This window comes from Falsiruegeria sp. JB4-1, from assembly GCF_055693495.1.
Genome location: NZ_JBVFTZ010000002.1, coordinates 96386 through 110209 on the forward strand (window position 1 = coordinate 96386; position 13824 = coordinate 110209).

5 protein-coding genes and 1 pseudogene are annotated in these 13824 nt (G+C 57.1%); 2 read left to right on the forward strand and 4 right to left on the reverse strand.

The genetic code is table 11. The annotated features are described in order from the left end of the window. Positions 1 to 12 precede the first annotated feature (12 nt). Both ACZ1HE_RS22410 and ACZ1HE_RS22415 read right to left on the reverse strand, forming a co-directional pair. On the reverse strand, positions 13 to 567 hold the full coding sequence (locus ACZ1HE_RS22410) for a hypothetical protein (protein WP_472624781.1): 555 nt from the start codon (positions 565 to 567) through the stop codon (positions 13 to 15). Next, positions 564 to 5933, reverse strand: a complete 5370-nt coding sequence (locus ACZ1HE_RS22415; protein ID WP_472624783.1) for a hypothetical protein — start codon at positions 5931 to 5933, stop codon at positions 564 to 566. The genes ACZ1HE_RS22410 and ACZ1HE_RS22415 overlap by 4 nt, the downstream gene beginning before the upstream one ends. A gap of 2460 nt (positions 5934 to 8393) precedes the next feature. On the opposite strand from ACZ1HE_RS22415, the gene ACZ1HE_RS22420 reads away from it, so the two are divergent. Further along, the gene (locus tag ACZ1HE_RS22420) at positions 8394 to 8546 is read left to right on the forward strand and encodes a hypothetical protein (protein WP_472624785.1); all 153 of its coding nucleotides are present in this window, start codon (positions 8394 to 8396) and stop codon (positions 8544 to 8546) included. Positions 8547 to 8624: 78 nt separating this feature from the next. Here the strand turns inward: ACZ1HE_RS22420 and ACZ1HE_RS22425 are convergent, their stop codons facing one another. Both ACZ1HE_RS22425 and ACZ1HE_RS22430 read right to left on the reverse strand, forming a co-directional pair. Then, positions 8625 to 10775 carry a hypothetical protein gene (locus ACZ1HE_RS22425; RefSeq protein ID WP_472624787.1) on the reverse strand — a complete coding sequence of 717 codons (2151 nt, stop codon included), beginning with the start codon at positions 10773 to 10775 and terminating at the stop codon, positions 8625 to 8627. A gap of 260 nt (positions 10776 to 11035) precedes the next feature. Then, positions 11036 to 11731: a hypothetical protein gene (locus ACZ1HE_RS22430; RefSeq protein ID WP_472624789.1), complete on the reverse strand. Its 696-nt coding sequence runs from the start codon at positions 11729 to 11731 to the stop codon at positions 11036 to 11038. Between the two features lie 259 nt (positions 11732 to 11990). Here ACZ1HE_RS22430 and ACZ1HE_RS22435 point away from each other — a divergent pair. After that, positions 11991 to 13725 (forward strand): annotated as a pseudogene (locus tag ACZ1HE_RS22435) (ABC transporter substrate-binding protein). The last annotated feature ends 99 nt before the right edge of the window (positions 13726 to 13824 follow it).

The window sequence follows — 13824 nt, forward strand, 5'->3', positions numbered from 1 at the left end:
AACTGGCTGACATCAATCGTCTCGTAGTAAACAACTGAAACATTGAATTGGATGTTTTCGTTGCTGTCTTGCCCAGTGCAAAATCCAAAGCTCAGCAGCTTGCGTCGGGGTCAAACGCAATTCACCATCCGCGTTGACCGGCAAAGCATTGTAGTAAGCGTCGGGGACTAAGGGATCTGCTTGCGGAGGGCCTTGGAAGAAAGTCGGGAAGCGGCCAAAGGAATCCGGAACGACATTGGTGATTACAACTTCGCCCAAGATCGCCTCGGGTGATCCAGGCGAATTGTTGAGATTGTCGATTATGTTCCCGTCGATAGGAGTTGCAAGTGCCGTATCTTCCAGCCCGTCAAAGCTTTCGGATGGATCACCGCCGTCAACGATTGGATCAATGTGTAACACTTCACTTAACGTCGTCACACGTGTGTTTCCGCCATCGGCCTCGGTGGTTACAACGTCAATATTTAGAGGATAGTCGCCAGCGTAGTGGGTCGGAATTCCGCGAAGTTCAGCTGTAAGCCAGCTACCGTTTTCGAGGCTCCAGGAGTTAAAGCCGGGTGGTTGGTTCACATCTGTGAGCAACGCCGGGATTTTTCCCCACCGGGATCTGCGGGATTTTCGACATAAACTGTGACACCATTGGGTACTTCGCGCATTACCACAGCAGTCACTGTTTCCGATCCGTCCGTGTCCTGAATAATAGGCTCAAAGGGAATCTGCCAAACACCTCCGGCGTCGTCGATAACCTGTTCATTTCCAACGGGAAGGGTCAGAATGACTGCGATGTTGTTGACCGGTTCCACATCTACGTCATAAGTCGCATCGGCGGTCTCGGTCCGTACTTCGTCCGTGTTGTCGTCAGACACGACGAGTTCGATATTCAGATCATCACCGAAGAAATCACCGAGCGACATAAATGGATCTCCATCCTGTCGATCGACGTCATAGTCTTCATAAAGGGACGGACGCAATTGCACCGAAGCCGCAAAGCTGGTGACGTCCGCAACAAGGGTAATCGTCAGCGTTCCGGTTGTGTCGTCATACGTCGCGCTATCGATCAGATCGAATTGCGATTGTTCCAGCGGTCGGGCCCCATCCGGGGTGTAGAATGCCGATTGCAAGACGACGTTGCCATTGAGGTGATCGGCAATCCAATCCGTCGGAATGTTGGTAATGAAGATCGTATCGATTTCTTCAGAACCGTCTGTGTCCAGGGTTCTGGCGTCCAGCCCGACGAACATCTCCACCTGTCCCGGACCACTTCCATCTGCCGTGCTTTCGAGCAGCGTCAGTATTTCGTCTCCGCTGACGGAGCCGTTTTTGATCTCCGCCTGCACAATTTGCGGGCTTTCATCCGTAACCTGATCCACATCTCGAACAAAAACAGCGGCTGCCAACTCTGCTTCTGCTCGTGGTCGGACAGTTTGAACAATCTGGAAGTCAGAGGTCGCAAAGTTGTCGCCCAGATCAACCTCAACATCGCCCGTGGTGGTTTCGTTCCATGCAAGTTGCCCATCAAGCGTTAGAACACCGCTAAAGTGTTGCGGCAACTCGATGCGTAGCGCTTCTAGTGCTTCGGCGTAGTCCTCATTACTGACACCGGGTTTCGGCGTGATCGAATAAGTCACGCTGTCCGCGGTGAAACTGACCTGACTGATATCGACGTTCCTTGCCAGATTGTTTCCACGTACTTCCAACAACAGATCATCCGAATTGGATGGGTCAAATTGGTCGCTTTCAGTTTCTACCGAGATGGTCAGTGTCAGGCTTTGCAGCGTTTCGGACCCATCTTTGTCCTGAAGCGCAATGTCGGCCAGAGGAATGTTCAAGCGCCTCAGTCCACTCGTATTCTCTGAAGTACGGGAATTGCTGACGGAATAGTCCAGCGTGTCGACAATTGCATCGACATCAATGTCCAACTCATCCCGCGCAGTCAGTGTATCCGAAGGTAACCCTGCTGCTGTGTCGACGGATGTGACGGTGGCAACAAGATCAGATCCCACGATGGTCTCGGCGTCGCGGTCATCGTCGGCCAAGGGCGTGACCCTGAGAGCTCCAATGAATTCTTGCACGCCGTTGTTCAGCACAATTTCTAACGTTGTCCCGGAGACAGTTGCTGAAGAAACCTGAGCGGCCCCTTGTTCAAACAGCGCCAAGTCAACAACACCATTTGTATTCGGAACCCATCCGGCCGGTAGGTTTTCAACTACAATTGTAGTCAGCCGCTCCGACCCGTCTCTGTCGGGTGTTTGAGCGTCAAACGTCAAAAGGAACGATGTATCCTCGTCCACAATGAAGTTGCCATCATCAATCATGTCGACGCTCGACGGGGTATCATCGACGGATATGACAAGTGTCGGTTCTGCCACTGGGGTGACGTTCAGGTCAAAACTCTCGGAGGTGCCAGCCGCAATACCTTCGTTGGTTTGTACCGTGACCGTGACGCCAACAATGCCTGAGAAATGTTCGGGGAATGATACAACTCCCAATGCTCGCAATTCGGCAAGGCTGCCGCTCCAGGACGCAGTCGGTCCATTGACGATGACGCCTCCGGTCAGCTCGGTGTCACCTGAAGGAAGTCCATCAAAGTCGACTGTTATGCTCGTTATACTTTCTGACCCGTCAATGTCAGTGACTGCCGCATCCAGATTGAAGGGGATGAAGGTTCCCAAGTCTTCGATTACGGTGACGTCTTGTGCAGTAATGACGACATCCTGCTCAGATGCGACCGTAATGACAAAATCGCGGGTTTCTATTCCATCAAATGGTGTTGTGTCGGTTTCGTTGGCAATAATTGCCTCGTCCGTCGTGAACGTCACTGACCCAGAAATCGTAGAGGTTGAGGAAAAGTCGTCCGGGAACCTGAATATCAAGTCTTCGTATTGATCGTTGGTCAGCCCGTTCAGGGTGAACGACGGCCCGGCGGGCACGTCCTGGAACGTTTGACCATCGTCGGTGGAATAGCGAGTTCCTGACGGAAGGCCATTTATGCGGACATCTACCTCGGCAACGCTTTCCGATCCGTCCTGATCCGATCCAGTTGCAGCCAGTGCATCCGCCAGACGTGCGTCAATGGGGTCCTGCGTGGTCTGGTCTTCATCAATGTCCCCGGGTGCATCGTTTTCAACAAGGTCAAGACGGCCTGGACCGGTGACTTCGACGTCTCCTTCGGCATCCACCGTTATCGTCAGATCACCGCGACCCAATCCCCCTTCATCGGTGATCGCAAATACCGCTCCTGTCAGACTGGTTGCCGGGTTTTCGGTGGAGAAATCTGTCGGCAATTCGATGATTAGGTCGTTGTATTCGGCCAGGGTTCCCACGAACTGCAGGGTCGGCACCGCATCCGTGAAACTGCTGCCACCATCTATCGAGAACCGGGTTCCGGTGGGTAGTGCGTTGAACAGGACAGCAACACGGGAAACTGACTCCGAACCATCGATATCCGTCGCCATGGGCATGATTTCATCCGCAGGACGGAATTGAAGCGGCGCGTCGGTCTCGACCAGAGCAAAGCTACCATCCCCAATTGCCAGATCGCCTTCCTCGCGAACAGTGACAGGAATATCTTCGGATACTGTTCCTTCGTTTGTTGTGACCGACATCCGTGCAAACAGGTCTTGCAAGGGCGATGTTGTTGAATAGTCCCGCGGTAAAAGGATCGTCGCATCTGTTGCGATGGTCCCTGTTCCGTTGAACACGTAGAGGAAATCGACAGTGCCATCGCCATTGTCGCTGAAGCTGCCGATGGGGTTGCCGCTTCCATCAACCACCTCGGTTCCCGCAGGAAGACCGTCGAGGTCAAAGGTCAGGTTTTCGATGGTTTCGCTCGGGTCGACAATTACATCGATGAAGTCGGACAACATGACTGATACGACAGCATCCGTTTCATCGACTGTGACGTCACCTTCGATGATCACATCCGGGGTAGGGGCAACAATGACCCCCTGAACGGTATTTTCCAATCCTTCCGGCGTCGTAACCGTAATCAGATTGAGGATTTCGCCATTGTAGTTAGGAGGCAACGACAGGATCAGATCGTTCGCCTCGGCTACGGTTCCGGTCCAGCGATTCCCGACGAGTACGCCACCATTCACGGTTGTTCCGTCCGGCAAGCCGAACATGGTGACGGTGACAGTAGCGGCAAATCGCGCATCCGACGGGTCCGCTGTTTCAGATCCATCCTGATCGGTAATGTCAATCTGGATCCCAAGATCGACGTCGACACCCAAATCCGGATCCCCAGTGTCGCCATCGTCCTCTTCTGCATCGACGCGGAATGGCGCCGACAATGAGATGTCGGCTTCGAACCCGATCTCGACAACACGTGTTGCGGTCGCCGTGCCATCCGTCGGAGTATCCGTATTCGGGTCCTGATCCTCGTCCGTTTGTACATTCAGAGTGAATGTCAGTGGAAACGTGGTCGCGTCGGCAGATAGATCCGCACGATTGGCCGTCGAAAAGTCTGCAGGCAAAGTAAGATCAAACGATTGGTAGGCTGCAAGTACATCGCCAACGTCTGCGACATCCATCTCCAGGGTCAGAGTGCTTGTCCCCCAATCGGGATCCGTCGCAAAACTGACGGTGGCACCGGGTGGTATGGTAACCTGCAGTGATGTTTCGTCCGATCCCGCTGGCAACCCTTCGATGACCAGTTCCAAGGATTGCAGGGCCTCGGACCCGTCCAGGTCTGTTGCCTCTGGCAGCAACAATTCGGATGGTGTCACCAGCGTGCTGGCGTCTGTTTCGTCTGGAATGGTGTCCGGCAGCGTATCGTCGATTTCGACGTCACCCTCAGGCGAAATGCGCAATGTAACCGCGGTGCTTGAGCCACGTGGATTTTCTGACGAAGTTGCCGAAAGGGTACCCGTTAGAACAATTCCATTTGACGAAGGGCTTTCGGTTGAAAAATCCGTTGGAAAACTCAGTTGCAAAGCCAGGTACTGCGCTTCGGTTCCAGTAAAGGAAAATTCGCCGCCAACGGCGGGATCATAACTGTAGCTAGAGGCGGGCACTCCCGAAATCAGCACATTCGCAGGCAAATCGACCAAAACAAGCGAAAGAGTTTCAAGTGTTTCGACCGGTGGGTTCCCGTCGGTGTCGTCGACTGAAACCGTCCAAGCCGTTGATGGGGACACGACGACACGGCTGTCTGTTTCTGCGGCCTGCAATTCTTCAACATCGAACACGATGTCTCCGGTCGGCAAAACAATAATCGTCTGATTGGTGCTCACTTGCCCTTCGGGACTCAAAGCGATGATCGTGGATGTTATTGTGCCGGAGTAGTCTTCTGGCAGGCGCACGTTCAACGCATTAGCTGCGGCCATGCTGCCTGTCCAAATTCCGGTGCTTGGATCGAACTGGCCGGATGAGAAACTGGAACCATCCGGAAGACCAACAAAGCGTATTTCCACAATTGTGCTGTTTTCGGATCCATCAATATCCGTGGCGGCGACCGAAATGCCAAGGTCTAGAAAAACGCCGGGGCTGCTGACGTCCTCTGTTCTGATCAACGTTGCGGGTGCACTTAGTGTTACGTCCAGCTCGAACCCGATTTCGACGATTCTTGACGCGGTTGCGGTTCCGTCTGTGGGGGTGTCGGAGTTGGGGTCGCGGTCTTCGTCGGTCTGCACCTCCACCGTCAACTCGATCGGCAGCGTGGTGGCATTGCCCAGCAGGTCCGAGCGGTTCTCGGTCGAGAAGTCCGCGGGCAAGGTCAGGGAAAGGCTCTCATAGGCTGCCTGCACATCCCCCACATCCGCCGCCAACAGTGTGATCACCAGCGTCGCAGCACCCGTCGCCGGATCGTCCCCGATCGTCGCCTGCGCGCCCGTAGGCAATACAATCCCCAGACTGTTCAGCGTCGAACCGCCGGGAAGGCCCGTGATCGTCAGAACCAGGCTTTCCAGCGCCTCGGACCCATCCGTATCCGTCACCGTGCGGCAACAGCAACTCCGACGGAACCAAAGGCGTCGGGTCATCCGTCTCGTCCGGAACCATGTCAACCAGACTGTCGTCTATCTCAACATCACCTTCGGGCGTGATCCTCAGGGTGACCGGCGTTGACTGTCCAACAGCGTCCTCGGTCGAGGTTGCACTCAGCGTGCCTGTCAGCACGACACCATCACTGGCCGGGCTTTCGGTCGAGTAGTCTAAGGGAAAACTCAACTCCAGAGCCTGATATTGCGCCGCCGTTCCAGTGAAGACAAAGCTGCCCCCGGCGCCGGAGTTATAGCTGATCGTGCTTGCCGGAACCCCCAGGACCAGAACGTCCGGCGGCAGGTTGCCAAGGCTCAGTGTGACGGTCTCGAGCTCCTCGAACGGAAGATTGGGATCGTTGTCCGAGATCGAGACCTCCCAGGCTTCCGACGGCTTCACCACCACACGCGCATCGGTTTCGACCGCAACCAGTTCCTCGATGTCGAAGTCGATATCGCTCGTCGGGGTGACCTGGATCACCTGATTGGTGCTGATCTGCCCCTCGGGGCTGAGCGCCGTGATCGTTGCATTGATCGTGCCGGAATAATCGCCGGGCAGATGCAGTGTCAGCGCCCGGGCCTGCACCATCGAACCGGTCCATACCCCGCTGCCCGCATCCAGTGTGCCGCCGTTCACTGTCGTCCCCGATGGCAGGTCAGCAAAGGCGATCTCGACTGTTGTGGTATCTTCGGACCCGTCCTGGTCGGTTGCGTCAACCGCGATCTGCAAAGCAACCGTCACACCACCGCCATCGACCCCGTCGCCGTCTTCGACAGCGGTGACCTCGCCCGGTGCTGCCAGGGTCACATCCAACTCGTAAGCCACCGTCACATCCAGCCGCGCAAGGCCAAAGCCACCCTCGTCTGACACCGCCGCGATCTCGGCGTAAAGCTCAGTCGCGGGGTTCTGCGTCGAATAGTCGGTGGGCAGTTCCAGCACCAGGTTCTGATACTCGGCCAGTGTTCCGATGAAGTTCAGCCCGGGGTTGCCCACCAGCGTGAATGTCGCCCCGCCGTCTGTTGATACCCGCGTGCCGTCAGGCAGTTCATTGAACACAACCGCAACCAGCGTGATGTTTTCCGAACCATCGGCGTCCGTCACCTGCGGCACCAGACTGTCGCTTGGCCGGAACAACACCGGCGCGTCCGTCTCGGTCAGCGCCAGGGATGCGTCCTCGAGCAGCACGTCGCCCTCTTCGGTGATCAGCACCGGGATATCTCCCGTCGCCATGCCGTCGCTCGTTGTCACCTCGAGCGACGCCTCAAGCATCACTTCGGGGCTGGTTGTCGAGTAATCGGTCGGGAACACCAACCGTACATCCGCCGGGTCCAGAGCATCCCCGGACGCGATCGTCAGGTCAAAGGTGAATGTCCCGTCGCCATTGTCGGTGAAGCTGCCCACATCATTGCCTGCTCCATCCACCGCCCTCATCCCCGGCGGCAGCCCCGGTAGGGTGAAGCTCAGGCTTTCGATTGTCTCATCGGGATCGCTGACCAGCACCGAGATGAAGTCCGACAGCAGGACCTCGACCGGTGCATCCGTCTCATTCGTAAGGATCGCGCCGTCAATCACGATGTCCGGGGTCGGCGTCACCACGATCGCCTGCGGCACGCTTCTGCTCCCCTCGGGTGTCGTCACCGTGATCACCGACAGGATCGAGCCGTTGTAGTTCCCGGGCAAACTCAGAACCAGCCCCTCGGCCTGCGCTACCGTGCCGTTCCAGACACCCGCCGCGGCATCCAGCGTGCCGCCGTTGACGACGGTTCCGGCAGGCAGGCCGCCAAAACGGATCTCGACCATAGCCGCAAAACGGGGATCGCTGGGATCCTCGGTCTCGGATCCGTCCTGATCGGTAATCGCGATCTCGATCCCAAGCGCCACATCCACGCCCTGATCACTGACAGGAACACCGCCGTCCTCGGAGGCAATCCGCAAACGCGGTGCATCCAGTGTGATGTCCGGGGTCGCCTCGATTTCGACGATTCTTGACGCGGTTGCGGTTCCGTCGGTTGGGGTGTCGGAGTTGGGGTCGCGGTCTTCGTCGGTCTGCACCTCCACCGTCAACTCGATCGGCAGCGTGGTGGCATTGCCCAGCAGGTCCGAGCGGTTCTCGGTCGAGAAGTCCGCGGGCAAGGTCAGGGAAAGGCTCTCATAGGCTGCCTGCACATCCCCCACATCCGCCGCCAACAGTGTGATCACCAGCGTCGCAGCACCCGTCGCCGGATCGTCCCCGATCGTCGCCTGCGCGCCCGTAGGCAATACAATCCCCAGACTGTTCAGCGTCGAACCGCCGGGAAGGCCCGTGATCGTCAGAACCAGGCTTTCCAGCGCCTCGGACCCATCCGTATCCGTCACCGTCGAGCAACAGCAACTCCGACGGAACCAAAGGCGTCGGGTCATCCGTCTCGTCCGGAACCATGTCAACCAGACTGTCGTCTATCTCAACATCACCTTCGGGCGTGATCCTCAGGGTGACCGGCGTTGACTGTCCAACAGCGTCCTCGGTCGAGGTTGCACTCAGCGTGCCTGTCAGCACGACACCATCACTGGCCGGGCTTTCGGTCGAGTAGTCTAAGGGAAAACTCAACTCCAGAGCCTGATATTGCGCCGCCGTTCCAGTGAAGACAAAGCTGCCCCCGGCGCCGGAGTTATAGCTGATCGTGCTTGCCGGAACCCCCAGGACCAGAACGTCCGGCGGCAGGTTGCCAAGGCTCAGTGTGACGGTCTCGAGCTCCTCGAACGGAAGATTGGGATCGTTGTCCGAGATCGAGACCTCCCAGTGCTTCCGACGGCTTCACCACCACACGCGCATCGGTTTCGACCGCAACCAGTTCCTCGATGTCGAAGTCGATATCGCTCGTCGGGGTGACCTGGATCACCTGATTGGTGCTGATCTGCCCCTCGGGGCTGAGCGCCGTGATCGTTGCATTGATCGTGCCGGAATAATCGCCGGGCAGATGCAGTGTCAGCGCCCGGGCCTGCACCATCGAACCGGTCCATACCCCGCTGCCCGCATCCAGTGTGCCGCCGTTCACTGTCGTCCCCGATGGCAGGTCAGCAAAGGCGATCTCGACTGTTGTGGTATCTTCGGACCCGTCCTGGTCGGTTGCGTCAACCGCGATCTGCAAAGCAACCGTCACACCACCGCCATCGACCCCGTCGCCGTCTTCGACAGCGGTGACCTCGCCCGGTGCTGCCAGGGTCACATCCAACTCGTAAGCCACCGTCACATCCAGCCGCGCAAGGCCAAAGCCACCCTCGTCTGACACCGCCGCGATCTCGGCGTAAAGCTCAGTCGCGGGGTTCTGCGTCGAATAGTCGGTGGGCAGTTCCAGCACCAGGTTCTGATACTCGGCCAGTGTTCCGATGAAGTTCAGCCCGGGGTTGCCCACCAGCGTGAATGTCGCCCCGCCGTCTGTTGATACCCGCGTGCCGTCAGGCAGTTCATTGAACACAACCGCAACCAGCGTGATGTTTTCCGAACCATCGGCGTCCGTCACCTGCGGCACCAGACTGTCGCTTGGCCGGAACAACACCGGCGCGTCCGTCTCGGTCAGCGCCAGGGATGCGTCCTCGAGCAGCACGTCGCCCTCTTCGGTGATCAGCACCGGGATATCTCCCGTCGCCATGCCGTCGCTCGTTGTCACCTCGAGCGACGCCTCAAGCATCACTTCGGGGCTGGTTGTCGAGTAATCGGTCGGGAACACCAACCGTACATCCGCCGGGTCCAGAGCATCCCCGGACGCGATCGTCAGGTCAAAGGTGAATGTCCCGTCGCCATTGTCGGTGAAGCTGCCCACATCATTGCCTGCTCCATCCACCGCCCTCATCCCCGGCGGCAGCCCCGGTAGGGTGAAGCTCAGGCTTTCGATTGTCTCATCGGGATCGCTGACCAGCACCGAGATGAAGTCCGACAGCAGGACCTCGACCGGTGCATCCGTCTCATTCGTAAGGATCGCGCCGTCAATCACGATGTCCGGGGTCGGCGTCACCACGATCGCCTGCGGCACGCTTCTGCTCCCCTCGGGTGTCGTCACCGTGATCACCGACAGGATCGAGCCGTTGTAGTTCCCGGGCAAACTCAGAACCAGCCCCTCGGCCTGCGCTACCGTGCCGTTCCAGACACCCGCCGCGGCATCCAGCGTGCCGCCGTTGACGACGGTTCCGGCAGGCAGGCCGCCAAAACGGATCTCGACCATAGCCGCAAAACGGGGATCGCTGGGATCCTCGGTCTCGGATCCGTCCTGATCGGTAATCGCGATCTCGATCCCAAGCGCCACATCCACGCCCTGATCACTGACAGGAACACCGCCGTCCTCGGAGGCAATCCGCAAACGCGGTGCATCCAGTGTGATGTCCGGGGTCGCCTCGATTTCGACGATTCTTGACGCGGTTGCGGTTCCGTCGGTTGGGGTGTCGGAGTTGGGGTCGCGGTCTTCGTCGGTCTGCACCTCCACCGTCAACTCGATCGGCAGCGTGGTGGCATTGCCCAGCAGGTCCGAGCGGTTCTCGGTCGAGAAGTCCGCGGGCAAGGTCAGGGAAAGGCTCTCATAGGCTGCCTGCACATCCCCCACATCCGCCGCCAACAGTGTGATCACCAGCGTCGCAGCACCCGTCGCCGGATCGTCCCCGATCGTCGCCTGCGCGCCCGTAGGCAATACAATCCCCAGACTGTTCAGCGTCGAACCGCCGGGAAGGCCCGTGATCGTCAGAACCAGGCTTTCCAGCGCCTCGGACCCATCCGTATCCGTCACCATGCGGCAACAGCAACTCCGACGGAACCAAAGGCGTCGGGTCATCCGTCTCGTCCGGAACCATGTCAACCAGACTGTCGTCTATCTCAACATCACCTTCGGCAACCAGCCGGAGCGCAAAAACGTGGAGATCGCTTTCCCCAGTATTGGTGAATGCTTCCAACCTGCCCACAAGGGGTCCAGATTGAATATCTGAACGGGATGCAGTTGAAAAATCCGTCGGGAACGTCAACACCAAAGCTTCGAAATCAGCTCGTGACCCGACAAAGTGTAGCTGGAGGCTCCCGTCAGCTTGCGCGATCAAATCACCATGACTTGTGGTCGTTCCGGCTAAGCAACCCATTCAATTGAAGGCGGGTTTCGGTGACAACGATATTCGGGCTCTCCAATTCGAACTCGAAGCTGATCTTGTCAGAGATGCGAACCTGTACCGGCCCATCGGTCTCTGCAAAAATCAAAGGCCCATCCTGAACGATTTCAAAGCCCGTGTTTGAGTTCCCATTGTTTTGACCAAAATACAGGCGATCTTCTCGGGTTCCAAAATGATAGCCGGTCGGTGGCAGCAGCGGATTGATTTCCAGACCGATCAGCGGTTCTCCGACAAAGAGCTCAAGATCATTGGCTGAACCTTGGAGTGGTGTGCCCTGACTGGCGATAAAGTGAAGTGGAATTCTGGAAACGTCTGCCAGCGTATCCCATGCGTCATCCGTGGTGGACACGGTGATGAGCCGGGTAATGGGAATGAATGCACTGCCTGTATCAAGAAGAACAGAAGCCTCTGCCGCATTGGGGAAGACAATCAGCGTTCCGTCGGGTTGTAGCAGAAGCAGGTGGCCATCAAGCAGGAAAGGATACTCGACCACAGCCCCCTCGGGCAACCGGACCGTGGTCAGGAGGTCGGTTTCTACGGTCAGAACGCTTTGAGATTCAGCATCAAGCAGAGCGAGAATGTCCGCTTTCGTGCTTGACAGCGAGATGGTTTCATCCTGCACAGTTGCCATACTTGATACCCCGAGAACACGAAATTTTAGTCAAAAGTTAATTTAGTCTTAACATTAGTATTGCGTGACAATTTTGCGATGCCAACTGCCATGCGTACTGACAGCGCGAAAAGGTTTGTTTCGTGGCACGTTTCACTTGATGTGTCCTTACCGCCGACACACATCTACTAATATTTTAGTTGACAGCTAGGTTGACCTCAAAATATTCATTCATAAGCTGGCTTGGCCCGGCTCAAATAAATCTTTGGGAGGAGAAAAGATGCGCAAGTATCTGCTCTCCGCGACTGCGGCGCTTGCCGTCATCGCGGGGTCTGGAACTGCTTTTGCCGATGCAGCAGCAGCCAAGAAATGGATTGAACAGGAATTTCAACCCTCGTCATTGTCGAAAGACGAGCAAATGGCCGAGATGGATTGGTTCATCACGGCCTCTGAGCCGTTCAAGGGCATGGAAGTCAACGTCCTGTCCGAAGGCATTCCAACTCACGGATACGAATCCGAAGTTTTGACGAAAGCCTTCGAAGAAATCACCGGGATCAAGGTAAACCACCAAATCCTAGGCGAGGGTGAAGTTGTCCAGGCCGTTCAGACGCAAATGCAAACGCAGCGAAACCTGTACGACGGCTACGTTAACGACAGTGACCTGATCGGTACACACTCGCGCTTGCAACTGGCCTACAACCTGACCGAACAGATGTCCGGAGATTGGTCTGCGACAACCTCGCCGACATTGGATCTGGATGACTTCATGGGCATCCAGTTCACGACCGGTCCGGATGGCAACCTGTATCAGCTGCCGGATCAGCAATTTGCGAACCTTTATTGGTTCCGTAAAGACTGGTTTGACCGCGAAGATTTGCAAGCAGCGTTCAAAGATAAATACGGCTACGACCTGGGCGTTCCGGTCAACTGGTCGGCGTATGAAGACATCGCTGAGTTCTTTTCAGAAGACGTAAAAGAAGTCGACGGCGTCGCCATCTATGGCCACATGGATTACGGCAAACGCGCACCTGACCTTGGCTGGCGCATGACGGATGCCTGGTTGTCGATGGCCGGAGCTAAGCTCGATCGGCGAACCAAATGGTGTTCCGATCGACGAATGGGGCATCCGCATGGAGGCGGGCACCTGTAATCCGGTGGGCGCTTCAGTGTCGCGCGGTGGCGCAGCAAATGGACCGGCAGCGGTTTATGCGATCCGAAAATGGGATGAATGGCTGCGCAAATATGCCCCTCCAGGGGCGGCAAGCTTTGACTTTTACCAGTCGCTGCTGGCGCTGAGCCAGGGTAATGTTGCCCAGCAGATCTTCTGGTACACGGCCTTTACAGCTGACATGGTCAAGCCGCAATCCGAGGGCAACAACACTGTTGACGGTGATGGCAATCCGCTTTGGCGCATGGCTCCCAGCCCCCATGGCCCATACTGGGAAGAAGGTCAAAAGGTTGGCTATCAGGACGTGGGTTCTTGGACTTTCCTCAAATCCACGCCTTCGGATCGGGCCCAGGCAGCATGGCTTTATGCACAGTTTGTGACCTCGAAAACCGTGGACGTAAAAAAATCCCATGTTGGTTTGACGTTCACCCGTGACAGCTCGGTTAATCACGAGTCGTTCACGGAACGCGCACCGAAACTGGGTGGTTTGGTAGAATTCTACCGCTCGCCTGATCGCGTGGCATGGTCGCCGACCGGCATCAACGTTCCCGACTACCCCAAGCTGGCCCAGATCTGGTGGCAGCAGATCGGTGACGTGAACTCGGGTGCCTTTACCCCGCAAGAAGCGATGGATCGCCTAGCCGAGGAAATGGACATCACCATGGCGCGGATGCAAGCCGCGGACGAAGGTGCAAATGTTTATGGTGGCTGCGGCCCGCGCCTGAACGAGCCCAAGGATCCGTCCGAATGGCTGGGCAAAGGCGGTGCAAAAGCCAAGCTGGACAACGAAAAACCGCAAGGCGAGACCGTCAACTACGACGAGCTGGTCGCGCGCTGGAACCAGTAAGGAAATCACGGTGGCCCCTCCCGAAGGGGGCCGTCGACAAGGCCGGGCTCTCCCAGTGAGTCCGGCCGTTTGTGACCCTGACAGGGTGGCAGAACCAAA

Coding starts and splice junctions, on each gene's coding strand:
- ACZ1HE_RS22420 (WP_472624785.1), top strand. CDS start 8,394: ATGTCAACCAGACTGTCGTCTATCTCAACATCACCTTCGGGCGTGATC.
- ACZ1HE_RS22425 (WP_472624787.1), bottom strand. CDS start 10,775: ATGACCCGACGCCTTTGGTTCCGTCGGAGTTGCTGTTGCCGCATGGTG.
- ACZ1HE_RS22430 (WP_472624789.1), bottom strand. CDS start 11,731: ATGGCAACTGTGCAGGATGAAACCATCTCGCTGTCAAGCACGAAAGCG.